24 protein-coding genes are annotated in these 25,878 nt (G+C 59.3%); 15 read left to right on the forward strand and 9 right to left on the reverse strand.

Annotated elements, in window-relative coordinates; all coding sequences use genetic code 11:
* Positions 1–80 precede the first annotated feature (80 nt).
* The 8 genes from AC13RE_RS16365 (at position 81) to AC13RE_RS16400 (ending at position 7,701) form a co-directional block, all read left to right on the forward strand.
* Complete coding sequence (locus AC13RE_RS16365) at positions 81–290, forward strand: hypothetical protein (protein WP_488563706.1); 210 nt, start codon at positions 81–83, stop codon at positions 288–290.
* Positions 291–622: 332 nt separating this feature from the next.
* Complete coding sequence (gene tauA / locus AC13RE_RS16370) at positions 623–1,603, forward strand: taurine ABC transporter substrate-binding protein (RefSeq protein ID WP_488563887.1); 981 nt, start codon at positions 623–625, stop codon at positions 1,601–1,603.
* Positions 1,604–1,658: 55 nt separating this feature from the next.
* Positions 1,659–2,447 carry a taurine ABC transporter ATP-binding protein gene (locus tag AC13RE_RS16375; protein ID WP_488563707.1) on the forward strand — a complete coding sequence of 263 codons (789 nt, stop codon included), beginning with the start codon at positions 1,659–1,661 and terminating at the stop codon, positions 2,445–2,447.
* Positions 2,444–3,298, forward strand: coding sequence for an ABC transporter permease subunit (locus AC13RE_RS16380; RefSeq protein WP_488563708.1), 855 nt, complete (start codon positions 2,444–2,446; stop codon positions 3,296–3,298). Before AC13RE_RS16375 ends, AC13RE_RS16380 begins: the two co-directional genes overlap by 4 nt.
* An 84-nt stretch (positions 3,299–3,382) precedes the next feature.
* Positions 3,383–4,453 carry an LLM class flavin-dependent oxidoreductase gene (locus AC13RE_RS16385; RefSeq protein WP_488563709.1) on the forward strand — a complete coding sequence of 357 codons (1,071 nt, stop codon included), beginning with the start codon at positions 3,383–3,385 and terminating at the stop codon, positions 4,451–4,453.
* 152 nt (positions 4,454–4,605) lie between these two features.
* Positions 4,606–5,055, forward strand: coding sequence for a manganese-binding transcriptional regulator MntR (gene mntR / locus AC13RE_RS16390; RefSeq protein ID WP_488482729.1), 450 nt, complete (start codon positions 4,606–4,608; stop codon positions 5,053–5,055).
* Positions 5,056–5,271: 216 nt separating this feature from the next.
* The gene (locus tag AC13RE_RS16395; RefSeq protein WP_488563710.1) at positions 5,272–6,741 is read left to right on the forward strand and encodes a sensor domain-containing diguanylate cyclase; all 1,470 of its coding nucleotides are present in this window, start codon (positions 5,272–5,274) and stop codon (positions 6,739–6,741) included.
* 120 nt (positions 6,742–6,861) lie between these two features.
* On the forward strand, positions 6,862–7,701 hold the full coding sequence (locus AC13RE_RS16400; RefSeq protein WP_488563711.1) for a mechanosensitive ion channel family protein: 840 nt from the start codon (positions 6,862–6,864) through the stop codon (positions 7,699–7,701).
* Positions 7,702–7,851: 150 nt separating this feature from the next.
* On the opposite strand, the gene AC13RE_RS16405 is transcribed toward AC13RE_RS16400, so the two are convergent.
* The 4 genes from AC13RE_RS16405 to AC13RE_RS16420 all read right to left on the reverse strand — a co-directional run bounded on the left by AC13RE_RS16405 (position 7,852) and on the right by AC13RE_RS16420 (position 11,493).
* Positions 7,852–8,514 carry a hypothetical protein gene (locus AC13RE_RS16405; RefSeq protein ID WP_488563712.1) on the reverse strand — a complete coding sequence of 221 codons (663 nt, stop codon included), beginning with the start codon at positions 8,512–8,514 and terminating at the stop codon, positions 7,852–7,854.
* 416 nt (positions 8,515–8,930) lie between these two features.
* On the reverse strand, positions 8,931–10,016 hold the full coding sequence (locus AC13RE_RS16410; protein WP_488563888.1) for an LLM class flavin-dependent oxidoreductase: 1,086 nt from the start codon (positions 10,014–10,016) through the stop codon (positions 8,931–8,933).
* A gap of 127 nt (positions 10,017–10,143) precedes the next feature.
* Entirely contained in the window at positions 10,144–10,893 is a 750-nt protein-coding gene (locus tag AC13RE_RS16415; RefSeq protein WP_488563713.1) for a nucleotidyltransferase family protein, read from the reverse strand.
* Positions 10,894–11,022: 129 nt separating this feature from the next.
* Complete coding sequence (locus tag AC13RE_RS16420; protein ID WP_488563714.1) at positions 11,023–11,493, reverse strand: Lrp/AsnC family transcriptional regulator; 471 nt, start codon at positions 11,491–11,493, stop codon at positions 11,023–11,025.
* A 127-nt stretch (positions 11,494–11,620) separates the two neighbouring features.
* Between AC13RE_RS16420 and AC13RE_RS16425 the strand changes: the two genes are divergently transcribed.
* Entirely contained in the window at positions 11,621–12,868 is a 1,248-nt protein-coding gene (locus AC13RE_RS16425; protein ID WP_488563715.1) for an argininosuccinate synthase, read from the forward strand.
* A gap of 37 nt (positions 12,869–12,905) precedes the next feature.
* The gene (locus AC13RE_RS16430) at positions 12,906–13,823 is read left to right on the forward strand and encodes an ornithine cyclodeaminase family protein (protein ID WP_488563716.1); all 918 of its coding nucleotides are present in this window, start codon (positions 12,906–12,908) and stop codon (positions 13,821–13,823) included.
* A gap of 73 nt (positions 13,824–13,896) precedes the next feature.
* Here AC13RE_RS16430 and AC13RE_RS16435 read toward each other — a convergent pair whose 3' ends face one another.
* Positions 13,897–14,799, reverse strand: coding sequence for a LysR family transcriptional regulator (locus tag AC13RE_RS16435; protein ID WP_488563717.1), 903 nt, complete (start codon positions 14,797–14,799; stop codon positions 13,897–13,899).
* A 104-nt stretch (positions 14,800–14,903) separates the two neighbouring features.
* Between AC13RE_RS16435 and hglS the strand changes: the two genes are divergently transcribed.
* The 3 genes from hglS to AC13RE_RS16450 are packed head-to-tail and all read left to right on the forward strand — an operon-like array spanning position 14,904 to position 19,131.
* The gene (hglS, locus tag AC13RE_RS16440; protein WP_488563718.1) at positions 14,904–16,298 is read left to right on the forward strand and encodes a 2-oxoadipate dioxygenase/decarboxylase HglS; all 1,395 of its coding nucleotides are present in this window, start codon (positions 14,904–14,906) and stop codon (positions 16,296–16,298) included.
* Between the two features lie 59 nt (positions 16,299–16,357).
* Positions 16,358–17,890: an L-piperidine-6-carboxylate dehydrogenase gene (amaB, locus tag AC13RE_RS16445; RefSeq protein ID WP_488563719.1), complete on the forward strand. Its 1,533-nt coding sequence runs from the start codon at positions 16,358–16,360 to the stop codon at positions 17,888–17,890.
* A gap of 5 nt (positions 17,891–17,895) precedes the next feature.
* Positions 17,896–19,131, forward strand: coding sequence for a pyridoxal phosphate-dependent aminotransferase (locus AC13RE_RS16450; RefSeq protein ID WP_488563720.1), 1,236 nt, complete (start codon positions 17,896–17,898; stop codon positions 19,129–19,131).
* Here the strand turns inward: AC13RE_RS16450 and AC13RE_RS16455 are convergent.
* Positions 19,128–19,268, reverse strand: a complete 141-nt coding sequence (locus AC13RE_RS16455) for a hypothetical protein (protein ID WP_488563721.1) — start codon at positions 19,266–19,268, stop codon at positions 19,128–19,130. The genes AC13RE_RS16450 and AC13RE_RS16455 overlap by 4 nt on opposite strands.
* On the opposite strand from AC13RE_RS16455, the gene ydiJ reads away from it, so the two are divergent.
* The gene (ydiJ, locus tag AC13RE_RS16460) at positions 19,267–22,302 is read left to right on the forward strand and encodes a D-2-hydroxyglutarate dehydrogenase YdiJ (protein WP_488563722.1); all 3,036 of its coding nucleotides are present in this window, start codon (positions 19,267–19,269) and stop codon (positions 22,300–22,302) included. The genes AC13RE_RS16455 and ydiJ overlap by 2 nt on opposite strands.
* 81 nt (positions 22,303–22,383) lie before the next feature.
* Here ydiJ and AC13RE_RS16465 read toward each other — a convergent pair whose 3' ends face one another.
* The gene (locus AC13RE_RS16465) at positions 22,384–23,487 is read right to left on the reverse strand and encodes a saccharopine dehydrogenase family protein (RefSeq protein WP_488563723.1); all 1,104 of its coding nucleotides are present in this window, start codon (positions 23,485–23,487) and stop codon (positions 22,384–22,386) included.
* A 138-nt stretch (positions 23,488–23,625) separates the two neighbouring features.
* On the opposite strand from AC13RE_RS16465, the gene AC13RE_RS16470 reads away from it, so the two are divergent.
* Complete coding sequence (locus AC13RE_RS16470; RefSeq protein WP_488563724.1) at positions 23,626–24,057, forward strand: Lrp/AsnC family transcriptional regulator; 432 nt, start codon at positions 23,626–23,628, stop codon at positions 24,055–24,057.
* A 10-nt stretch (positions 24,058–24,067) separates the two neighbouring features.
* Here AC13RE_RS16470 and AC13RE_RS16475 read toward each other — a convergent pair whose 3' ends face one another.
* Complete coding sequence (locus AC13RE_RS16475; protein WP_488563725.1) at positions 24,068–24,892, reverse strand: ABC transporter ATP-binding protein; 825 nt, start codon at positions 24,890–24,892, stop codon at positions 24,068–24,070.
* Positions 24,889–25,878: an ABC transporter ATP-binding protein gene (locus tag AC13RE_RS16480; RefSeq protein ID WP_488563726.1), complete on the reverse strand. Its 990-nt coding sequence runs from the start codon at positions 25,876–25,878 to the stop codon at positions 24,889–24,891. Before AC13RE_RS16480 ends, AC13RE_RS16475 begins: the two co-directional genes overlap by 4 nt.

Here is a 25,878-nt window from a genome sequence, read left to right on the forward strand (position 1 = left end):
ACGGCGATTGCATGCAATAGATTGCCAAAACCCGCAAATCAGTTCACCTTTCGGCCATGCCAGATATCGCACGACCATTCGTGACCGATGATGACCCTGATCGGGACATTCGCTGCCAGGACGCGCTTCAAGCCGCTTATCGAGAATTGGTGAGCGCTGCGATCATGGCGGGATGGTCTGAACGCGAGGTCGTTCTCGCGATTGATGAGCTTGCGGACAAGCACCTGCTTTCGCTTGAAACCAATGACAACACAGATGCTTTGATTGCATTGCTCCGGCGGATGACCTGATGGCCCCATCCGGGTCACGTCACAAGCGACCTTAAATTTCGGCTCTTTCGCTATTGAGACGTGGGTAGGTTGTCCTCACCAGGGTAGGCGCTACAGTTCATATATTGATGGCTGCCGGTTGTTTCTTTTGCTGGAAAGATGCCACGGTCGCAGTCCGTACGAATTCAGACAAACAATTCCTATTATAGTCTATAAAAATAGTTTGCTATTTCTATCGATCCACTCCCCGATTTCGCTAGGTTCTGCGCATTGCATTCACGGAACCGCCGGCAGATCTGATCCGGCCAAGGGGACTAGTTATGAAGTTCAACACACTGATCACTGCGGCCGTGATGGGTCTCGCCAGCATTTCGATGGCGGTCGGCGCGGCCGCTGCCGACAAGAAGGTCGTCGTCGCCTATCAGACCGATGCCCTGCCCTCCTCTGTCGCGATCGCCAACGGCGAGTTCGCCAAAGAGACCGGCTATGAGATCGATTTCCGCAAATTCAATTCCGGAGCTGAGATCTTCGCCGCCATTGCATCCGGCGACGTCCAGATCGGCTATGTCGGCTCAAGCCCATTTGCCGCTGCCGCCTCGCGCGGGCTGGAGGTGAAGGCATTCTACCTCTCGTCCATCTCCGGCGTCGATGAAGCGCTCGTGGTGCGCAATGGCTCCGGCATCAACACGCTTGCCGATCTGAAGGGGAAGAAGCTCGCGGCAGCGCCCGTTTCCACCGACCACTATCAGCTGCTCGCTCTCATCAAGTCCCTTGGTCTGAGCGAAAGGGACGTACAGGTCTTCGCCGTTCCGCAGCCGGAAATCGTCGCAAGCTACAATCGCGGCGATATCGACGGCGGTTTCGTCTGGGACCCGGCACTCACCGAGCTGAAGAAGAACGGCAAGGTGCTGGTGACATCCAAGGACGTGGCCGACAAGGGTGCCCCGACGTTTTCCGCCTGGGTCGCAACCTCGAAATTTGCCGCAGACAATCCAAAATTCCTGAAGGACTATGCCTCGGTGATCAACAAATACTACGCCTCGTTCGCCGCGGACAAGGCCGCCTGGGGGCCGGACAGCGACAATGCCAAGGCGCTCGCAAAGCTGCTCGGCGGCACGGCGGACCAGCAGGCCGCCGCGCTCAAGAACCTCACGCTGCTGACGCCCGATGTGCAGGCATCGGCAGCATGGCTCGGCGGTGGCGACCAATCCGGCGCTGCCAAGATCCTGAAGGACACTGCGGCCTTCCTGAAGAGCCAGGGAAAAGTCTCCGAAGTCCTGCCGAACTATGGTGCGTTCGTCACCGCCGACGCGCTTGTCAGCGCAAGTAACTGATCCTCCCTGGCGTCGGCGCGCTTGTCGCGCCGGCGTCGCAATATCGAGAGAGCCCATGCTTCAAGTCGACCATGCCAGCGTCTTCTTTGCAGCGCGTGACGGCAGAACCGTTCACGCGCTCGATCGCGTTTCATTCAACATTCCGGAGCGCGGTATCGTCGTTGCGCTCGGCGCGTCCGGCTGCGGCAAATCCACCCTGCTCAATGCGATCGCCGGCTTCCTGCCATTGTCCGAGGGGAAGATCACGCTCGACGGAAGGCCCGTTTCCAGGCCAGGTGCCGATCGAGGCGTCGTCTTCCAGAAGGATTCGCTGCTGCCATGGAAGTCCGTCATCGACAATGTGGCTCTCGGCCTGCAATTTGCCGGACTCGGCAAGCGGGAACGCCGCGATCGCGCTTCCGAGCTTTTGCAGCTGGTGGGCCTCACCGACTTTGCCAATGCTCTGCCCTATGAATTATCGGGCGGCATGCGCCAGCGCGTCGGCATTGCCCGGGCACTTGCCACCGATCCCGATATATTGCTGATGGACGAACCCTTCGGCGCGCTCGATAGCCTGACGCGCGAGCAGATGCAGGAACTGCTGGTCTCCGTCTGGGCCAGAACCGACAAACGCATTTTCTTCATTACCCACTCGATAGAGGAGGCGCTTTTCCTCGGAACGGAGGTTCTGGTCATGTCTCCGAGGCCGGGGCGTGTCGTTGCGCGTTTCGAACTCGATTTCGTACATCGCTTTGCCGCCAGCGGCGATACGAGAGCGATCCTGTCATCTCCCGAATTCGGCAATCTTCGGGACGAGATTCGCGCGATCCTTCACAGCGCCGATCACGTCAGGAGTGCGGCATGAGCGATATTATCGAAACGCGACCAATCGCCGGACCTGAAAAGGAAACACACCCGAAGCTGGTTCGCATTCCCGGCTTCGGCGTTGGTGAAAAACCCACCATCGCCATCAGCATCGCCACGGCGGTCGCCTGCCTGGCGCTGTGGTGGCTCGTCGCCAAGCTCGGGCTGGTGTCGCACCTCTTCCTGCCTCGACCTGACGAGGTGCTGACGCAGATCGGCGTCGTCTACCGCGATGGCTATGCCGGCGCCTCGCTTTCCGAACATATATTGGCGAGCTTGTTTCGTATCGTCGTTGCTGCGGCCATCGCGATCGGGATAGGCATTCCCGTCGGTCTGCTGATGGGCCTCAACCGCTGGGCAAAGGGAATTCTGGATACGCCCATCGAATTCTATTGGCCGCTGCCTCCCCTTTCATATCTGCCGCTGATGATCATATGGCTTGGAATCGGCGAAACCTCGAAGATCACCCTTCTCGTGCTCGCCATGTTCGCGCCTATATGCTTGTCCGCTCAGGCCGGCGTGCGTTCGCTGCCGCTGGAGCGGGTCAATGCCGCGCGTTCACTGGGGGCAAACCGGCTGCAGCTTTTCCTGAATGTCGTCCTGCCTTCGGCCTTGCCGGAAATCCTGACCGGCATCCGGATCGCCTTCGGCATCGGCTGGGGAACCCTGGTGGCGGCAGAGCTCATCGCCTCGACACGCGGCATCGGCTTCATGATCATGTCGGCATCGCAGTTTCTTGCCACCGACGTCGTCTTCGTCGGGATCGGCATCATCGCGGTCTGCGCCTTCGCATTTTCCGCCGCCATTCGCATCCTCGAGGCGGTCCTCGTTCCCTGGAAGGGCAAGCTTTAGTCGCAACGGCCGGAAGCCGAGATCGCTTACGGCTTTCCTCACCATCAAGTCCCTCGTTGGGTTCAGAAGACTGACAGGCACAGCATGAGCAGCAATTGCGAATTTCTTTGGTACATCCCCAATGATGTCAAACCGGGCCATCGCGGCGATTCCGCCGTCGAGAATCATAACAGCCTGGAGACCCTGACCTGCCATGCCAAAGCCCTGGAAGATCACGGCTGGAAGGGCGCATTAATCGGCACCGGCTGGGGCCGACCCGACACCTTCACCGTCGCGGCCGCACTTACCGCACGCACCACCAGCTTCGAGCCGCTCATCGCAATCCGCCCCGGCTACTGGCGGCCGGCGCATTTTGCTTCCGCCGCCGCCACGCTGGATCAGCTGAGCGGCGGACGGGTGCGCGTCAATATCGTTTCCGGCAAGGACAACCTTGCCGCCTATGGCGACAGCGAGGGCGATCAAGCCCACCGCTATGGCCGCACCAAGGAATTCATGCGGCTCACCCGCAGGCTCTGGACCGAAGAGAATGTCACCTATGAGGGAGAACACTTTCGCGTCCGCGAATCCACGGCTGCGCCCCGCATCGAGCCTCGCGGCAAACGCCTGCATCCGAAACTCTATTTCGGCGGTGCTTCCGATGCGGCAGAGCGTGTCTCAGCAACGGAGGCCGATGTGCAGCTTTTCTGGGGCGAGCCGCTCGCCGACATCGCTGAGCGGATCAGCCGGCTCAAGACACTCAGTCGAGATCTTGATCGCGATCTGCCGCCACTGGAATTCGGGCTGCGCATAACGACGCTGGTGCGTGACACGACGGAGCAGGCCTGGACCGATGCCGAGGCGAAAGTCGCCGAGATGGCTGAAAATAAGGGTGTCGGCTGGAACGATCACCGGCAATCGATCGCTGTGGGCCAGAAACGGCTATTCGATCTCGCTGCGCGTGGCGACGTGCTTGATGACAATCTCTATACCGCGCCCGGCAAGTTCGGCGGTGGCGGCGCCGGCACCACATGGCTGGTCGGCTCGGCAGAGGATGTCGCCCGTTCCTTGCGCAAATATCGCGATCTCGGCATCACGCACTTCGTTCTCTCGGACACGCCGTATCTGCCGGAGATCAAACGGCAGGGCGAGCAGCTGCTGACGCTTTTACGCGGCTGAAGTCTCTCAGACACCATATCAACTTAGGCGGGACTATTTCGATTTCACAGGCGGCCGAAATCGGCGGTCGGGGTTTCATAACGTCGCTGAATTATTTATAGTCGAGGCTAAACATCATTACACGGTTCTTAATCATGGGGAGATGAGCCGCCTTGACGAAATTGCCTGCCGCCGCGGAAAGCCGTCTGTCGTCGACCGAGATCGAGACGCACGCCGAGGCCTTCCAGAAAAGCCGCGAAGATCGACGCACGGAATTGATGGAAGACTACGTCGAGCTCATCGCCGATCTGATAGAACATGCCGGCGAGGCACGCCAGACCGATATTGCACAGAGGCTGGGAGTAACGCAGCCGACGGTCGCCAAGATGCTCAAGCGCCTGGCCGAGGAAAATCTCGTTACTCAACGCCCCTATCGTGGCGTCTTTCTGACTGAAGAAGGCCAGCGCCTGGCCGCGGCAACCCGCCGACGTCACGAGATCGTGGAAGCGGTCCTCTGCCGTCTCGGCGTCGATCCCGATACGGCAAGAAACGACGCCGAAGGAATTGAACATCACGTCAGCCAAAGGACACTCGAAGCCTTCGAGCGCTTCTTGAGGACGTGACTGCTTGCAGCTGACAAAACCGATTGCAATCAAGCCAGAGCCTCTTCCGGGCATATTTTCAACAAGATGAGTTGAAAAGAAATTGATACGCAGCGTTCGGCTTGACCCGTTACTTGATGTCAACGCAAGCTTTTACGAATGCTTGCTAACCAGAATTTAGCGAACTGCTGGCCTTTGTATTACGAATACTGACTTTTATTGCCGGCGCAGGGAATCATGATGAACGCCCAGGACTTCAGCAGCACCATTTTCGATCTTGCCCCCGTCGCCATGTGGCTGGAGGACTTCAGCGGCGTCAAGGAGCAGTTCGAATTCTGGCGCGCTGAGGGCGTGACGGACCTGCGTTCCTATCTGCTTGCCGATTTGCAGCGCGTTGCGACCTGCTCGCAGAAGATCAGACTTCTTGCCGTCAACGCCAGGACGCTTGAGCTTTTCGAGGCGCCTTCCTTCGAAACGCTTGTCGGAAATCTCTCGCAGGTATTCCGGGACGAGATGCTGCAAAGCCATGTGAACGAACTTGTGGCGCTCTGGGAGGGCAAGACCGAATTTTCCGGCACCGCGGTCAACTACTCGCTCGGCGGCAAAAGGCTCGACATCCAGCTGCGCGGCATCATCCTACCGGGTCACGAGAGCTCCTGGAGCCGATTGTTGCTGACCACGGAAGACGTGACCGCTCGTGAGGAGGCAAGACGGCAGGAAGAGCGGCAGCGCCGCTATGCGGAAGGCATGTTCGAACATTCGCCCGTTTCCCTCTGGGTCGAGGATTTCAGCCGCGTAAAAATCCTGCTCGATAAAATCCGCGACCGCGGCATCGTCGACTTTCAGGTCTTTCTCGATGTGCATCCGGAATTCGTCCAGCAATGCATGAGCGAAATCAGCGTCCTTGACGTCAATCAGGCAACGCTCGATCTCTTCTGTGCGCCGGATCGCCAGACCTTGCTCCACCGGATCGGTGAAGTGTTCCGCGGCGATATGGAAAAGCATTTTCGCGGGCAATTGCTGGAGTTGTGGAACGGACGCCTCTTCCATCAGCGCGAAGTGCTGAACTACGCTCTCGATGGATCGGAGCGCCATGTCCTCCTGCAATTTTCCGTATTTCCCGGTTACGAGAACGACTGGTCGCTCGTGCAGGTGGCGCTGACGGATATTACCGCCCGCAAGAAAGCGGAAGCCTATCTCGAATATCTCGGCAAGCACGATGTGCTCACCCGGCTTTTCAACCGCGCCTTCTATATGGAGGAGCTCAACCGGCTGGAGCGCAAATCGCTTCGGCCTGTCTCTGCGATCATCATCGATCTCGACGGGCTGAAGGAAGCCAATGACGAGAGCGGCCACGATGCCGGCGACGCGCTGTTGCGCCGCATGGGTGAGGTGCTCAACAGCGTCGTCTCGCTGCCAAATCACGCGGCGCGCATCGGCGGCGACGAATTTGCCGTTCTCTTACCGGGCGCCGATGAAATCACGGCCGCCGCAATGGTTGAAACGATCAACGAGTTGCTGAAGATCAACAATCAGTTCTATTCAAGCGCGCCGCTCAATGTCTCCGTAGGCGTTGCAACGAGCCAGCCTGGCGAGACCATGGAAGCTATGATCAAGCGCGCGGATCTCGGCATGTACGAGCAGAAGAAGGCTCACTACGCCGCGGCGGCTACCACGCGCCCACATCGGGCAAAGAACGGCGCCTGACGCCCAGCACTCAGCTAAAGCCCTATAATCCCTTGCGACAACTTGTTTTCGCAGACCCGATCACCGGGAACAAAGATTGCAACGTCTCATTTGGCTCTCGGGGAAAGATGGAGTTTTGACATGGACGATCAAGCGGCCAATTTCGTCGTTGCAACACGCACCGCGCTCGACCAGGCCTCGGCACTCGCGGTTCAATATGGTTTCTCGCTTCTTGGCGCAGTCATTCTCCTGATCGGCGGCTGGCTTCTTGCAGGCGTTATCAGCCGCTCGGCCTATCGCGTCATCTCGCGCATTCGCGGCATCGACGAAACGCTGGCGATCTTCTTCCAGAATGTGCTGCACTATAGCTTGCTTATCCTTGTCTTCATCACCGTGCTTGGCCAGTTCGGCGTGCAGACCGCCTCCATCATCGCCGCTCTCGGCGCTGCCGGTCTCGCGATCGGCCTCGCGCTGCAGGGCACGCTTCAAAACATCGCCGCCGGCATCATGCTGCTGATCCTGCGGCCGTTCCGGGTTGGCGAATATATCGAGACGACGAACGTCAAAGGCTATATCAAGGAGATCGGGCTCTTCGCGACGGAGATGAGGACGGCCGACGGTCTCTACCTCATGGCGCCGAACTCGACGCTCTGGAATACGCCCATTCTCAACCACAGCCGCGAGCCGGACCGCCGCCAGCAATTGTCCGTTGCCATGGGTGAGAAAATCGACATCGATCTTGCCCGCAAGACAATCCTCGACATCCTGAAAGCGGATCAGCGCATCAAGGCCGCGCCTGCACCGAAGGTCTACCTCGATGATCTGTCGGCCGATCAAGCCGTGCTCGACATAGAATATTGGACAGTTACATCGTCCTGGTCGGATGTCCGGCATGACGTGGTGTCCAAGCTGAAAGCTCGCCTTGCCGAACCGGACATTACAATCAAAACGGCCACCGACGTGGATGGATCCGACGAATGATCTCCACGAAAGCCAAGCCTGCCGCCGGCAGGGAGCTGAGCAAGCGGCAGGCTTTGCGAGGCACGACGCCTCAAGCAAGATCGATTTCTTGCGAGGTCTAAACTTCCGCTAGCGGCATTTGTTCCGCATCATCCGAACTCTGCGATTACCCTACCATTTGATGCGATAGTCCAGACGGACATTGCCAGCTGGCGTCAAAGTTTGCGGATCAGCAAAAGACGCTGAGAAATTCAGGTTCGGCGCCAAGGGCTGCCGAAATGAGACCGTGCTGGAAAAGGCACTGCCTACGTCCTTCAGATTGCCGATCGCGGAGATCGAAGTTCCTGTCCAGGGAACGGCAACGGTAACGGCCTGAGTCGCAACAATGGAGTTTGCCGCGCTCCGCGTGCCCGCGTAGTTGACGTTCAGTGACCTCGACGTGCTCATGTCCAGGTTTTCCGACACCGTCCAGCTCCGCGAGCGTTCGAGGCAAAGCGTTCCCGTGCTGTTGAGCGCATCGACCCTTAACGACACCTCGCGGCGCCATACGGTGGAAAAGCGCTTGTGATCGTCGATTGCCGTCCCCCAGAGGGTCGCCAAGCTGCTGCTGCGCAAGATCACGCCGGTGGCTGCGCTACCAAGTCCGAGATCCATGCCGGCGCTGACATCCCAGGCCATCGGCAGTCGGAAACCGAGAGTGGTCTTGTATGTTCTGGGTGCGACCTTGACCGGCGACCAGATCATCAGATCGCTGGCTTTGGTGACCTGCGGCAAGCTGACACTCGCAAGAAGACCAAGAACGCCGCGGAGGACGCGTTTTGACTTGAAGCCCATGTTAAAGCCCGCATTCTCTATGCCCTGACCTGACGATGTTCAGGCATACCAAGGCAACAGCCAGACACGGAGCGACGCCGCATTCCGGCTTGGGATTGATTCTGTTCGATTAGGCACCGGCAAAATTGCGGCACATCGGAGCCAAGGATGACGGCATCCGGTTGAAGGGAACAACGCTGCTTCCAATCAAGCAGCACCCTTCGCTTAAAAGAATCCCATCCGGGGCCACGCTTGTAAACCCCTTGACCTCAAGTTTTTTGCTGCGTTGCACACATGTCGCACCCGCGACACCGCCGCATGAAAGCGACATTGCGGCGAGTAGCCTGAAAAACCAGCCTTTGGCGGACAACTATGTCGCCATCAAAGGATAATCACATTCCCGCGAGCGGCGACAATGCAAGCACCGCGGCAGTGCTTCACTCCACCCGGAGTCCAGCCTTCTTCAAAATCGGAAGCACCAGATCGCAGAAATAAGGCAGTTCCTGCGTATAGTTGACGAAGGACAAGGCGATGCCGGCATAGCCTTGCTCGGCGATGGCAATCATCTCTTCAGCAATACGCTGCGGCGTGCCGATCAGCGGGTAGCTGCCTGCTCCACCGGCAAAGCGCTGCCGGTAGCGCTCATAGGCCTCGCGGTCATGGGACTGCGAGAACTCTTTCTTGCCAGCCATATGCTGATCGACAGCAGCGTGATCGGCCATCGTTACGGCATAGCGGGTGTAATAGTCCTCCGCCTCCGTCTGTGTCTCGCGGCAGACGACGTGACAGACGGTGTAAACGCCAACCTGCCCGCCTCTGCCCTCCGCCCGCGCTGCGATGTCGGCCACATGCTTTCCAGCGTCATCGATCTCGGTAAAGGTGGTAAAGAGATAGTCGCAATGGGCGGCGGCAAAGTCTCTGCCGGGGCCGCCGAAAGCCGCATTCATCGTCACCGGCCGCGGCGCCTGCAGGCTTGCCGGGCGGCTGACGGCTTCCTTCAGATTGTAATAGGTGCCGGCATAGTCAAAGGGCTCATCTGAGGCATAGAGCCTCTCGACGATTTCGAGCCATTCGGCTGCCTGTTCGTAGCCCTTTTCGACCAGCGGCACGCCGAACATGCCGAATTCTTTCGGGTTCCAGCCACAGACAATGTTCAACCCCGCCCGCCCTTGACTTATGTGATCGACAGTCGCAAGCGACTTGGCAGCATAAAGGGGATGGACGAGCGGCACGTGCACCGTCATGAAAAGGCCGATCCGCTCGGTCGCGGCCGATAGCGCGGCAGCCCAGGTGAAGGTCTCGAACGACCATTCGCGCACGCGGTTCTTGCCGCCGAAACCGCGCCAGCGGGCAATCGGCAGAAAGAATTCGAGCCCAGCCCGGTCAGCGATCTGTGCGGCGGTCAGATTATCCTGCCAGCCGGCGGCCCAGCGCTCCGGCACGTCTGTAATGGCAAGGCCACCATCCGCGTTGGCAGAAAAAACACCAAGCTTCAGCCGGTTCGGCCCCTTCAGCGGATGCATCTTCAAGGCGGCTTCCTCCCCCAGTTCACCTCGCGTCTATCCTGCAATTTGCAGCGACCCGATAGGAATGTGTTAGCGTTGCCCTGAAGAATTTCAAGCTTAAAATTTTTCGACCAGCACTTAACAATCAACCACCGGGCACAAGGCTCTTTCGTCTCGCTTGTTGCGACGCGATACGCTTGTCACCGGCGAAAAACGGTCCGCCATGCCGGTCCAATTCGCTATATGTGAGGTCGCACAATACCTCCACCTCTCCCGCTGAAGCCCGTCTGAAGGCATCGTCGAAGTGATCGGCCAAGTCCCGATCCACCTCACGAAGTAGGCGGGGAATCCATTTGCCCCTGCCCGACCATCTTCCTCGTCCCAGCAGCATAAGGTCGGCCAAAGGCTGGTAGAGTTGCGCGGCAATCGCTTGTACCTCCGGAGCCGCCGGCTCACCATGAAGGTCATCGAGAAGATCGGTGATCTGATATTTCAGAGCATTCAGCTTCTCACCTTCCAGCTCCGGTGGGCTGGCGTGGAGAATGCTGGCAGCATAGTCCCTCCAGATCTGCCCCTTGTCAGGATTTGGCCCGAGGATCTGGCCGGTCGCAACCATATGAATGATGACAGGGTGGCCGCGCGCAATATCGCTCTTAAAGAACCAGCTGAGCGTCTCCGGGTCGTGAACAAACACTTCGAATGGAAAGTCGCCCTCGATAAAGGTTTCGCGCCAGGCGGTTTCGAGCCGATCGAAGACCACGACCATATCGATGTCGGAGCCCTTTCGTCCCTCGCCTCGTATGATCGACCCTGAGGCAAAGGCAAAGGAATAGCCCGGAAAACGGCTTGCGAGCACCGGGCGTGTCGCCTGCATCGCCGTTTCGAATATGCTCATTTCGCTCTCCAAACATCAATTGTCTTGCGGGTCCGATATGCCCGCCAGAGTCCGAGCAGGCAAGCATCGGCTCGGTAAGCTGAACGGCAGTTCGTCGCCGCCATAATTAGCCGACAGCTGGCTGCAATGCTACGAGGCCAAGGGCAACTCGAAGCTTCGTTTCAATGTTTCCATCGGAACATCGGTCTTGACGTTCAATACGCTCGGGATGCGAGTCAAGTGGTCGGCCTGAAACCGCCAATAGCTGTGTAGATCAGTCGTGACCATGCGCAATATGGCATCACACTCGCCGGTAGTCAGATAACATTCCATCACTTCGGGAAACCGCCTGACAGCCTCTGCAAACTGCAGGGTGACTTGCGCATCCTGCGTCTTGAACCAGACGCGGGCGAACACGGTGAGGCCCGCACCCACCTTTGCCGGGTCCAGCACGGCAACATAGCGATCGATGATGCCGGCATCCTCCAGCAATCGCACGCGGCGAAGACAGGGTGACGGCGACAGCCCCACTTCCTTCGCGAGATCGACATTGGAAATGCGTCCATCCCGTTGCAACACCTTGAGAATACGCCGGTCTATCTCATCCAGAGTCGATGACACAATATAGCTCTCGTTCTCTATCCAGTGGCAGAATATGCCAAATTCTTTCTTATTCTTGAACTCTTTGCAAGCTCATTGCGCGGAGATTGGCCTATCGTTTCAGCCGTCAACATGGAGACGGAAGCCGATGTCGAAAAAGCTCAAGAAAGTCGTGCTGGCCTATTCGGGAGGACTTGACACATCCATCATCCTGAAATGGCTGCAGCAAACCTACGGCTGCGAAGTCGTGACCTTTACCGCCGACCTTGGCCAGGGCGAAGAGCTTGAGCCCGCCCGCCGAAAGGCCGAGCAATTGGGCGTGACAGATATCAGGATCGAAGATGTCCGCGAAGAATTCGTTCGGGATTTCGTCTTCCCGATGTTCCGGGCAAACACGCTCTATGAGGGGCAATATCTCCTAGGCTCCTCCATCGCCCGCCCGCTGATTGCCAAGCATCTCATCAATATCGCACGCGAGGTGGGTGCCGATGCCATTGCCCACGGCTCCACAGGCAAGGGCAATGACCAGGTGCGTTTCGAACTTGCGGCCAATGCGCTCGATCCATCGATCAAGATCATCGCGCCATGGCGCGAGTGGGCCATCCAATCGCGCACCCAGCTGATCGAATACGCCGAAGCGCACCAAATTCCAGTGCCGAAGGACAAGCGTGGTGAGGCTCCCTTTTCGACCGATGCAAATCTCCTGCACACGTCTACCGAGGGCAAGGTCCTCGAAGACCCGGCCGAGATCGCGCCATCACATATCTACCAGCGCACCGTCGCTCCTCTGGAGGCACCCGACGAGCCGGAAATCGTCGTCATCGGTTTTGAAAAGGGCGATGCAGTTTCCCTGAATGGCGAAGCAATGGCACCAGCGGCATTCCTGACGAAGCTCAATGAATTGGGCGGCAGGCATGGGATCGGCAGGATCGATCTCGTCGAGAACCGTTTCGTCGGGATGAAATCGCGCGGCGTTTACGAAACTCCAGGCGGCACGATCCTGCTCGCCGCCCATCGCGGGATCGAATCCATCACGCTCGACCGCGCCGCTGCACATTTGAAGGACGAGATCATGCCTCGCTATGCTGCGCTGATCTACAATGGATTTTGGTATGCGCCCGAGCGGGAAATGCTGCAGGCATTGATAGACCGGAGCCAAATCCATGTCAGCGGCGAAGTGACGCTCAGGCTCTATAAGGGCTCAGCCTGTGTGATCGCTCGCACCTCGCCCGCATCGCTCTACTCGACCGACCTCGTCACCTTCGAGGAGAGTTCCGGAGCATACGACCACCACGACGCCGAGGGCTTCATCAAACTCAATGGCTTGCGCCTGAAAAGCTGGGCAATGCGAAACGCCAGGATGGCCGCCTCTGCTATTGACCTCAACTGCACTTGAGGTTGCAGAGTGGCTGGCATAACGAGGCCGATCCGCAATGAAGATATTGAAAGACGAGGATTTATGCCCCGGCGCAGCCATGCGTGGGGCGATCGATGCCTTGGAAGCAGCTTTCCGAGCCAAGGCGGCGGGCAAGATGGTGTCCCCACCCCGGCATCACGTCCGCTTTCCCGATCGTGGAGATATCGTGTTTACGGTCGGCGGCATCGATGGCGAGCGGCCGCTTGCCGGCTTTCGTGCCTATGAGACTTTTGATGGCGGACAGCATTCACAGGTCGTCGCCGTTTGGCGTGCCGACACGGCTGAACTGCAGGGCGTCATATTGGGCGAACGACTCGGACAGATCAGGACCGGGGCAATCGGAGGCCTGGCCATCCGCCACCTCAGCGCTCCGACCGCCCGCACGGTCGGCATCATTGGCAGTGGTGCGCAGGCACGAACACAGTTCATGGCCGCTGCCGCCGTTCGCGACATAGGCTCTGCCCGCGTCTTCAGCCGAAACCCGAGAAACTGCGCCGCCTTCGCTGAAGAGATGCAATTGGAACTCGGCATTGCCATTGAACCGGTTACAAGTGCCGCAAAAGCCGTGGCCGATGCTGATATCGTGTTATGCGCAACAAGCAGCGATATGCCGGTGATCGATGCTTCGGATTTAAAAGCCGGCGTCCATATCAATACAATCGGCCCGAAAACGCTCAAGGGACATGAACTCGGCCTGGACGTCGCAGATATGGCCAACGTCATCGCCACGGATTCCCCTGAGCAAACGCGCGCCTATGAGTCTCCATTTTTCCTTTCCGGGACCATGCATGAAGAGCGAATGCTCGATCTTGCGGCAATAGTCGCCGGCCATACGGCCGGTCGAACGTCGCTCCTCGACACGACGCTCTTCTGTTCGGTTGGCCTCGCAGGTACGGAAGTCATCGTAGCATCGGCCATACTCGACGCGATCTGACCACCTTGGAAAAGGCGTGGCTACATCTAGTGACCTTACCTTTTTACTCAATACAACCCTTTGGCGTCGTCACCTACGGCTGCGGCGTGACCTCACCCAACAGCCAATCCCGAAATAATGTCGCCGTCTCATTCGTCTGCTTTTTTTCCGGCATGACGACGTAATAGCTGTTTTCGGTCGGCATCGGCAGATTAAACAGCGGCAGAAGCGTGCCGGCCTTGAGCTCATCCTCGATGAGATAGGTGGGCAGAAGCGCCACACCGAGCCCGGCGATGGCTGCTGCGATGATCATGGAAAACTGGTCGAAGCGGGCGCCGGGATAGGCATTCTCCGTCGGCAGCTCCTGCAGATCGAACCATTGCGCCCAGAGCTTCGGACGCGTCGTCAGATGCAGCAGCGGGGCTCCCGATAGTTCCCCCGGTGAGACGAGGCGCAATCGCCCGGCAAGTTCCCGGCTGGCAACAGGCAGCACGGTTTCGTTACAAAGAAAAGTCGCGACGGCTCCCGCCCATGCCGGCAGACCGTAGTGAATGGCGAGATCGAAATTATCCTCCTCAAAATTGAAGGGCTTGGACCGGGATTCCACCGTGATGGCGACATCGCGATGTTCGTCGAGAAACCGGCCGAGGCGCGGCACCAGCCAACGCGTACCGAAAGTCGGCAAGGTCGCGACCTTCAGCGATAGTTTCATCTGACCGGCGGCAACGGCGCCGATCATCAGCCGCTCCGAACGCAAGAGCAGATCCTTCACCTCGGGCAATAACCGAAGCCCGGCCTCGGAGAGTACGACGCGCTGACGAACACGTTCGAATAACTTCAGGCCCGTCTGCTGCTCCAGATCGCTGATTTGACGGCTGACGGCGCTTTGCGTCAGATTGAGTTCTTCGGCCGCACGCGAGAAATTCTGGTGGCGTGCGGCGCATTCGAATGCCTGCAGATTGACGATGTCAGGGATGAGGCGGCGGCGCATGGTCATTCCATTTTCGCATCAAGTTAGAATTTTCTCTCACAAGACCAGCCGTCGAACAAGAGATATTCTGCCAGATAGGAATGACATAGTCTTTCAGGAAGAGATCACACATGAAGCCTGACCACATCTCGACCAGCGATATTCGCAGCGCTTTTTCCGCCGCCATGTCGGCGATGTATCGCGAAGAAGTTCCCGCCTACGGCACGCTCATGGAGCTGGTCGCCCGCGTCAACGATGAAACGCTGGCCGCACAGCCAAAGCTGAAGGAACGCCTTGAGGCGACGGACTATCTCGATCGCATCTCCGAGGAACGGCACGGCGCCATCCGGCTCGGCACCGCGGCGGAACTTGCGATGATGGCCCGCGTCTTCGCCGTCATGGGCATGTACCCGGTCGGCTATTACGATCTCTCGACCGCCGGCGTGCCAGTTCATTCGACTGCGTTTCGCCCGATCGGCGATGCGGAGCTGAAGCGCAATCCCTTCCGCGTCTTCACCTCGTTGCTGCGGCTCGATCTCATCGCCGATGAAGATCTTCGCAAGGCGGCCGCAGAGATTCTGGCCAAACGCCAGATTTTCACCGATGGCGCCGTCGCACTCACCGAAAAGGCTGAACGCGAAGGCGGCTTGAATAAGGAAGACGCCCAGCGCTTCGTCCGCGAGGTTTTGGAAACCTTCCGCTGGCATGACGAGGCCAATGTCGATGCCGGCATGTACCATCGCCTCCATGATGCCCATCGCCTGATTGCCGATGTCGTGTCCTTCAAGGGGCCGCATATCAACCATCTGACGCCGCGCACGCTGGATATTGATCGCGTCCAGGCGCTGATGCCGGAGTACGACATCGCCCCCAAAGCTGTCGTCGAGGGGCCGCCGACGCGCGACTGCCCGATCCTGCTGCGCCAGACCTCGTTCAAGGCGCTCGAAGAGCCGGTCTCCTTCCGCAACGCCGATGGCGTCTGGGAAGCGGGCTCGCATACCGCCCGCTTCGGCGAGATCGAGCAACGTGGCGTCGCGCTGACGCCGAAGGGCCGCGCGCTTTATGACCGGCTGCTCGATCAGTCGCGCAAGATCGTACGCCCGGCCGCAGATGGATCGAACGCGCGCGACTATGAAGCCGCGCTCGCTCAGAGCTTTGCAGAATTCCCGGATGACTGGGCGGCAATCCGCGCCGAAGGGCTCGGCTATTTCACCTATTCGCTGACGGCCAAGGGCAAGACTGCCGCAACGAGCCATGGGGATATCCACGCGCTGATCGATCAGGGCCTCGTCCAGTTCGACCCGATCGTCTACGAGGATTTCCTCCCCGTCAGTGCTGCCGGCATTTTCCAGTCCAATCTCGGCGATGGTGCGCAGCAGGACTTCGTCGCCAGCCCGAACCAGCAGCGCTTCGAAGCCGATCTCGGCATGAAGGTGCTGAACGAATTCGACCATTACGCCGGCATCGAACAGGCATCTATCGACGCCTGCGTGCGGGCATTATCCAAACAAGACGCCGCCGAGTGAGGTGATGCGGCAATAAAAGCCGCGCGCCATCCGGATCAAGACAAGTGGAGTTTCAAACGATGAACATTGCAGCCAAGACCCCTTCCGTTGCAGCCGAAGCTGCCGCCATTCTCGAAAAGCTCGGCGTCGACAAAGCGCTCTACACGCAAGGCGACATGCCCTCCTATTCCCCGGTCACCGGCGAGAAGATCGGCAGCCTCAAGACCGTTTCGGCCGATGAAGCGGCAAAGAAAATCGAGAAGGCGCATGCAGCGTTCCGCGCCTGGCGCCTCGTGCCGGCCCCGAAGCGCGGTGAACTGGTGCGCCTGCTCGGCGAAGAGCTGCGCGCCGCCAAGGACGATCTCGGCCGCCTGGTTTCGATCGAAGCCGGCAAGATCCGCTCCGAGGGCCTCGGCGAAGTCCAGGAAATGATCGATATCTGCGATTTCGCCGTCGGCCTTTCCCGCCAGCTGTACGGCCTTACCATCGCGACCGAACGTCCGGGCCATCGCATGATGGAAACCTGGCATCCGCTTGGCGTCGTCGGCATCATCTCCGCCTTCAACTTTCCGGTTGCGGTCTGGTCATGGAACGCGGCGCTGGCGCTGATCTGCGGAGATGCCGTCGTCTGGAAGCCGTCGGAAAAGACGCCGCTGACCGCGCTTGCCTCGCAGGCGATCCTTGACCGCGCACTTGCCCGCTTCGGCGATGCCCCGGAAGGCTTGTCGCAGGTGTTGATCGGCGATCGCGCGATCGGCGAAATCCTGGTCGACCATCCGAAGGTGCCGCTCGTCTCCGCAACCGGCTCGACCCGCATGGGCCGTGAAGTCGGGCCGCGGCTCGCCAAGCGCTTTGCCCGCGCCATTCTCGAACTCGGCGGCAACAATGCCGGCATCGTCTGCCCGTCGGCCGATCTCGACATGGCATTGCGTGCCATCGCCTTCGGCGCCATGGGTACGGCTGGCCAGCGCTGCACGACGCTGCGCCGCCTCTTCGTTCACAAAAGCGTCTACGATCAGCTCGTGCCGCGGCTGAAGAAGGCTTATCAGAGCGTCTCAGTCGGCGATCCCCTGCAGTCTTCCGCTCTCGTCGGCCCGCTAATCGACAAGGCCGCATTCGACAACATGCAGAAGGCCATTGCCGAAGCGAAGGCCCATGGCGGCTCCGTCACCGGCGGCGAGCGTGTCGATGTCGGCCATGCCGACGGCTATTACGCAAAGCCGGCGCTGGTGGAAATGTCGAAGCAGGCTGGCCCGGTCATGGAAGAAACCTTCGCGCCCATCCTCTATGTCATGCCCTATGACGATTTCGACGCCGTTATCGACGAGCACAATGCCGTGGCCGCCGGCCTCTCATCTTCGATCTTCACGCGTGACATGCAGGAATCCGAACGTTTCCTGGCAGCCGACGGCTCAGATTGCGGGATTGCCAACGTCAACATTGGCACCTCAGGCGCTGAAATCGGTGGCGCATTCGGCGGCGAGAAGGAAACCGGCGGCGGCCGCGAATCCGGCTCCGACGCCTGGAAGGCCTATATGCGCCGCGCCACCAACACCGTGAACTACTCCAAGGCCTTGCCGCTGGCGCAGGGTGTCTCCTTCGACATCGAGTAAGCTCCATGACGATCGCCACGAAAATCGAGGAGGCGGGCTTCAAGCCCGCTTCGCGGATCGCCTCCATTAGCGTTTCCACCATTCTTCAGATAGGAGCGCGCGCCAGCGCGATGAAGCGTGACGGCCTGCCCGTTATCATTCTTGGTGCGGGCGAACCGGATTTCGATACACCCAACAACGTGAAGGAAGCGGCCAAGGCCGCCATCGATCGCGGCGAAACGAAATACACCGCGCTCGACGGCACGCCGGAGCTAAAGAAGGCGATCGCCGGAAAGTTCCAGCGCGAGAACGGCATCGACTACGCGCTCGACGAAATCACCGTGGCGACGGGCGCGAAACAGATCCTGTTCAACGCCTTCATGGCATCGATCAATCCGGGCGACGAGGTCATCATCCCGACGCCCTATTGGACCTCCTATTCCGATATCGTCGAGATCTGCGGCGGCGTGCCTGTTCTGATCCCCTGCGACGCTGCCGCCGGCTTCCGCCTGAAGGCTGATCAGCTCGAACAGGCGATCACGTCCAAGACGCGCTGGCTGCTCCTCAACTCGCCATCGAATCCATCAGGTGCTGCCTATTCCAAGGCCGATTATCTGCCGCTGATCGAGGTGCTGCTGCGCCATACGCATGTCTGGCTGATGGTCGACGACATGTATGAGCATATCGTCTATGTGGGCTTTGAGTTCACCACGCCTGTCGCCCTCGAGCCGAGCCTCAAGAGCCGGACGCTGACGGTCAACGGCGTTTCCAAGGCCTATGCCATGACCGGCTGGCGTATCGGCTATGCTGGCGGTCCCAAGGCTCTCATCAAGGCGATGGCGGTCATCCAAAGCCAGGCGACCTCCTGCCCCTCTTCCGTCAGCCAGGCAGCGGCCGTTGCCGCACTGAATGGCCCGCAGGATTTTCTTGAGGGTCGCAAGGCAAGTTTCCAGCGTCGGCGCGATCTGGTGGTCGGAAGGCTCAACGCCATTGAGGGCCTGGATTGCCTTATGCCGGAAGGCGCCTTCTACACATTCTCCGGCTGCGCCGGCGTGCTTGGAACGACAACGCCATCGGGAAAGATGATCGAGACGGATGCGGATTTCTGCGCCTATCTGCTCGATGAGGCCCATGTCGCTGTCGTACCCGGCTCGGCCTTCGGATTGTCGCCCTATTTCCGCATTTCCTACGCGACGTCGGAAGCCGATCTCATCGAAGCCCTCGACCGTATCGAAAAGGCCTGCGCGGCGCTCCGACGCTAGAACAGCGGCGGCAGACGCGCAAGATGGCTGCCCATCCGGAATTGCGTGAAAACAAAGAGATAGAGCATTTCCATAATTCCGTTTAAAAGCGGGAATGCTTCAATCATCGCGTAAAACGCCGGAAGTCTTCGCATCATGATACCACGCCTCGTTTCGGCGAAAGACAGTTTGCAACATCAGACCGGCGCCTTCGCCCGTCGACTATCAGCACTCGGCTTTCAAGGAGATGTTGAGACGGATGATGGCGCGCGGACGGTCGCCGCGACCGACAATTCCATCTATCAGGTCAAGCCGACAGCAATTCTCTATCCGCGCGGCGTCGAAGATCTGAAACTCATCGCCAAAGCCATATCCGAGCCCGCATTTTCCGATCTTGTCATCGCTCCGCGCGGCGGCGGCACCGGGACGAACGGGCAGTCCCTGACCTCGGGCATTATCGTCGACTGCTCCAGGCATATGAACCGCATTCTGGAGATCGATCCGGTTCGAAGGATCGCCCGTGTCGAGGCCGGTGTCGTCAAGGATCAGCTCAATAAGGCGCTGAAACCACACGGGCTATTCTTCGCGCCCGAGCTTTCCACCTCCAACCGCGCCACGATCGGCGGCATGATTTCCACCGATGCCTGCGGCCAGGGCTCGTGTCTCTACGGGAAGACCAGCAACCATATTCTCGGGTTGCATGTGGTGCTCTCAGACGCTAGCGACTGGTGGTCGCGCCCGCTAGCCGAGACCGAGCTGAACGAGATCAAGGCGCGTGATGATCGGATCGGTGAAGTTCACCGGGTGGTCGACGCGATCGCCAGGGACAAAAGCAAGCTGATCGCGGCGACCTTTCCGAAGCTTAACCGCTACATGACCGGCTACGATCTCGCCCATATCCGGCGAGAGGACGGCCGCTTCGATCTGAATGCGGTACTGTGCGGCTCGGAAGGCACACTTGCTTTGATTGCCGAGGCCGAACTCAACGTGCTGCCGATCCCGGCACAATCGGCCCTCATCAACATCCGCTATGGCGATTTCAACACTGCGCTCGAAGATGCCAGACGGCTGGTCGCATTGAAGGTCGCCTCGGTCGAAACGGTCGACGAAAAAGTGCTGGGTCTCGCCAAGGGTGACATCGTCTGGAGCGGCATCGCCCACTTCTTTCCGGAGGACGCCTCCGGCTCGGCCAACGGCATCAATATCGTCGAGGTGCTGGCCGACGATCGCGATGAGCTGGAGCGCAAGCTCGCAGATGTCACCACCGCACTTGATGACCGCTCTTCAGCACGCCATAAGGGTTACACAATCGCACGCGAGAAGGCCGAGATCGAAGCAATCTGGTCAATGCGCAAGCGCGCGGTCGGCCTGCTCGGCAATGTCGAAGGACCAGTGCGGCCAGTGCCGTTCGTAGAGGACACCGCCGTTCCGCCCGAGCATCTGGCTGCCTATATAAGGGAATTCCGAGCCCTTCTTGATGCCGAGGGGCTGGATTACGGCATGTTCGGCCATGTCGATGCCGGCGTGCTGCATGTCCGCCCGGCGCTCGATCTTACCCGCGCCGACCACCAGCCACTCGTACGCAAGATCAGCGACGGCGTCGTTGCCCTCACCCGCAAATATGGCGGCGTGCTCTGGGGCGAACATGGCAAGGGCGTGCGCTCCGAATATGTTCCTGAATATTTTGGCGAACTCTATCCCAGTCTGCAGGAAATCAAGCGCGCATTCGACCCCAGCGATCGCCTCAATCCCGGCAAGATCGCATCCGGCTCATCCCGCCCGTTGCTGAAGATCGACGAAGTGTCACTGCGTGGCGACTTCGATCGTATCATCGGCAACGACATCCGTGCCGCCTTCGACAATGCAGCCTATTGCAACGGGAACGGCGCCTGTTTCGATTTCGACGCGACAAGCCCGATGTGCCCCTCCTTCAAGGCAACGGGTGATCGGCGCTATTCGCCGAAGGGCCGCGCGGCATTGATGCGCAAATGGCTGCGCCTGCTGGCTGAACGGCAGTTCGATCCGCGACGCGAGGCCGAAGCTCAACGCCGCACCAACCATTTCGGCAATCTCCTGCGGCGAGCGGTCAACTCGCTTAACCCAGCCAATCGAGACGATTTTTCCCATGAGGTGCGGGCGGCAATGGATACCTGCCTCGCCTGCAAGGCTTGTGCCGGCCAATGTCCCGTCAAGGTTAGCGTCCCGGCCTTCCGATCGAAATTTCTGGAACTCTATTACGGCCGATACCTTAGGCCCTTCAAGGACCCGATCGTGGCTGCCATCGAGACGACTCTGCCGCTAATGGCGCGCTTCAAGCCCGGCTACAACCTGCTCACCGGATCTACCGCCGGCCAGGGCTTGATGCGGCTTGCCGGTCTCACCGCGCTTCCCGCCATGCCTGCAGTATCGCTGGAAAGGGAAGCCGCTCGTCTCAACGTGCAGGTTGCTACTCCTGAACGGTTGAGAAAGCTCTCCATAGAGGAGCGAGCCCAAGCGGTCGTCATTGTAGCCGATGTCTTCTCCACCTATTTCGATCCAGCCGTCGCCATCGCCGCGCTCAAGCTCGCCCTAAAGATGGGTTTCAAACCGTTGCTCGCCGCTTCGCAGCGGAATGGCAAAGCCCTGCATGTACACGGCTATCTCGGCCGCTTCGAGAAGGCGGCGGCGAAATCGCGTGACTATCTCGATCGCATCTCGCAAATGGGCATCCCGCTTGTCGGCATCGATCCGTCGATGACGCTGACCTATCGCAGCGAATATGTCGCCCTGCCCTCCGCCAAGCTGCGCGCGCCGGTGCTGCTGCTTCAGGAATGGCTCGCCGCGAATCTCGACCGAATACCAGCATCAGAGGCTGTGCCGCACGAACGCTTCACGCTGCTTGCCCACTGCACGGAGAGAACGAATGCGCCGGCTGCTCTCAAGCAATGGTCCGTGCTTTTCGGGAAATTGGGTATCAAGCTCGACATGGCCGATGTAGGCTGCTGCGGCATGGCCGGCACCTTCGGCCATGAGGTCCGCAATCGCGCCCTCTCGGAAAAACTCTATGCAATGAGCTGGCAGGACAAGATCGCCGAAAGCGGCAATCAAGCCGTTGTCATGGCGACCGGCTTTTCCTGTCGTTCGCAGGTTGCAAAGATCGATCATCAGATCATCCCGCACCCGATCGAAATCCTCGAACGGCTGATTGATTAGCCTTCAGAAAGTTTCCTCAACAGCCGAAATACATGTGGCGCCCGAAGGCGCCACATACAAAACATCAAATAAAGTAGCCGCTTAGACGGCTTCTCTCATCCTGATTTTTTCCAGGCTGTAGACCTGCCCGAAGCGATTGGCGAGGAAATCGCCGAGATCGATCTCTTCCTGGCAGACGAAGCCTTTCGCAGGCAGTTTGCCTTGAGCCAGCAGATCGAGCACGGTGGTAATGCCGGCTGCGGTGGTGATCTGGATGGCGCTCATCTTCTTGCCCGCGACGATGCCTGCATAAACCTTGTTGGCATAGGTTTCCTGCATGTAGCGGCCTTCGCGCCAACCGCAGACTGTGACGAAAACAACGACGACGTCCTGCATGGTTGCCGGCAGCGCATTCTCGAACAGATCCTTCAGCACATCGCGCCGGTTCTTGAGGTTGAGGTCGTTTAGCAGCGCCTTGATGATGACCTGATGGCCGGGATAGCGGATGGTGCGGTAGTTCATCGTCCGCACGCGGCCGGCCAAAGTCTTGGCGAGCGTGCCGAGGCCGCCGGACGTGTTGAAGGCTTCATAGGTGACGCCGTCGAGCGAGAATTCCTCGCGTTCTTCCATGGCCGGCACGGTGACGAGCTTGCCTTCGACGATCGCTTCACAGGGCTCGATATATTCGTTGATGAGGCCGTCCGTGCTCCAGGTCAAATTGTAGTTTAGAGCGTTGGATGGATATTGCGGCAGCGCGCCAACGCGCATGCGCACGCTGTCGAGGCTGTCGAAATGCTTGGTAAGATCATTGGCGACGATCGAGATGAAGCCCGGCGCCAGGCCGCATTGCGGGATGAAGGCGGTGTTTGCACCCTGGGCCAGTTCCTCGACCTTCTTGGTCGTGGCCACATCCTCGGTGAGGTCGAGATAATGAACGCCGGCCTCAAGTGCCGCTTCCGCGACGAAACCAGTTAGATGGAACGGTGCTGCCGACAAGACGGCGAACTTGCCCTTCAGAACGCCGACGAGCCCGGCGCGGTCGGCGATATCGACGGCGGCGGTGGAAATCGCAGGATGGTGGTCGATCTTGTCCAGCTGTTCCTGGCTGCGGTCGGCGACGACGACCGTGTAATCGCCCGTTTCGGCCAACATCAGAGCGATCGCCCCACCGATCTTGCCTGCGCCGATGACCACTATGTCTTTCATATGACTCCCCTGCATTTCATTGATAAGATTTTTATAAGTGTAGGTAGGAGTTGAACGATTCATAGCGACAAAAAATGCATTTCGTTGTACAAAACTATACAAACTGACGAATAGAATTTGCAAAATGCAGGAGCCGCCATGCAGGTGACCGATAAGGACCGCGAACTGATCGCCTTGCTCGGCCAGAATGCCCGGATGCCGGTCGCGACTCTCGCCAAAAAGCTGTCGCTGTCGCGCACCACCGTTCAGGCGAGGCTCGAACGGCTGGAGCGGGAGGGTGTGATTGCGGGCTATGGTGTGCGGCTGTCGGAGACCTATCTCTCCGGCCTTATTCGGGCGCATGTGCTGATCACGATCGCGCCGAAAGCATTGTCAGCCGTGACGGCATCGCTGAATGCTATCCCCGAGGTAACAACGCTTCATTCGGTCAGCGGCACATTCGATCTGATCGCGATCATCGCAGCACCCTCGATCTCCGAGCTGGATCAGCTGATCGACGACATCGGTACGATCGACGGAGTCGAACGCACCCTGTCTTCCATCATTCTTTCGACCCGGATCTCGCGTTGAAGCCGGCAGATCAGCTAAGCGTCGCCGGCTCCATCTCGGGCGTAGTGGAAAGCACTGCTTCTTTCAAAGCCTGCGAATAGGGATGCTGCGGATTGTCGAGAACAGCGCGCGCGCCACCCTGCTCGACGATCTCACCTTTCTTCATGATGATGATGCGATCGCTGATGTAGTAGGCGGTCGCCAGATCGTGGGTGATGTAGATGATCGACAGCCCGAGGTCTTTCTTCAGCTGACCGAAGAGATTGACGATCGCCATTCTAAGCGAAGCATCGACCATAGAGACCGGCTCGTCGGCTACCAGCAAACGGGGCTGCGGTATGAGCGCGCGGGCAATGGCGGTTCGCTGCAGCTGCCCGCCCGAAAGCTCATGCGGAAATCGCCCCTTCACCTCGGCAAGGGTCAAGCCGATATGGGCAAGCGCCTCGTCGGCAATACGCTCGACATCGGCTCGGCTTGGCCTTGGGCCTATCGGCGCGAAATTCCTTGCCGTTTCAAAAAGATATCGATCAACCCTCTTGAGGGGGTTAAACGCTTCGAACGGATTCTGAAGGACCGGCTGCACCTCCCGCATGAAGGCGCGCCGCTCGGAGCGGCCATGAATGGCCACTGGTCTGCCGCGGAAATTCAGGCTGCCCGATGTCGGCGCCGTCTGGCCGAGGATCATCGACGCAATGGTGGATTTTCCCGAGCCCGACTCACCGACGATGGAGAGGATTTCCGGCTCCTCTCCCAGACTCAGACTGACATCGCGAACCGCCGTGATATGACGGCGGCTAAGCATACCGCCTTGACGATAGATCTTGCTGACATGCGCAAGTGAAAGAAGATCGCTCATCGCGCTCCTCCCGTCACCGCGAAACAGGCGACACGCCGATCCGGCTCGACGGTGACCATAGGCGGCACTTCGCGGCTGCAGATGTCCATGCGCTTCGGGCAGCGCGGATGAAAACGGCATCCCTCCGGCGGCATGGCGAGATTGGGCGGCCGTCCTTCCAGCGAGGGCCGCGTCGAGGCATCCCCGATCCGCGGCAGGCTTGCGACCAGATGCTGCGTATAGGGATGGAGCGGCAGATGAAAAAGCTTGCGCGTCGGCGCCTCCTCCACCAGCCGACCGGCATAGACGATGCCGATACGATCGGAAACGGCGGCGTGAACACCCATGTCATGGGTGACGAACAGGAAGGAGGACCCCATCTCGCGCTGCATCTCGCGGATCATTTGCAGCACGTCACGCTGAACGATGACATCCAGCGCCGTCGTCGGCTCATCGGCGATGATGAATTCCGGCGTCAGGATGGTCGCAAGCGCGATCGTCATGCGCTGGCGCATGCCGCCCGATAATTCATGCGGATAGGCATCGAGGAGGTGGGCATCCAGCTTCAATCGCTGAAGGTGAGCGCCAACCCGATCGAAGAACGTGCCGCGATCGGCTTTCATGTGGCGGAAGGCAAAATCCGTGAAGGAGTGCCGGATGCGGCGCACGGGATTGAGCACATTCATCGACCCCTGCATGACATAGGAGAGATGCCGCCAGCGAAGCGATGCCCGCTGCTCGGCCGTCATGGCGTAGATGTCCTGCGTTCCATTGTTGAAATGGAATTTGACGGCACCCGAGACGACACGAAGCGGCGGCCGGATCGCGCCCGCGATCGTCTTGATCAGCGTCGTCTTGCCGCTGCTCGATTCACCGGCAACGCCATAGATCTCGCCGCGGCCGATCGACAGGCTGATATCGTCAACCGCCCGCACCTCGCGATCGACGCCATAAAGGAAGGCCCGGTAATAAGCCTTGAGGTTGTTGACCTCGACGACAGCCTCCAT

This window comes from Martinezella sp. CNPSo 3959 (assembly GCF_057784355.1).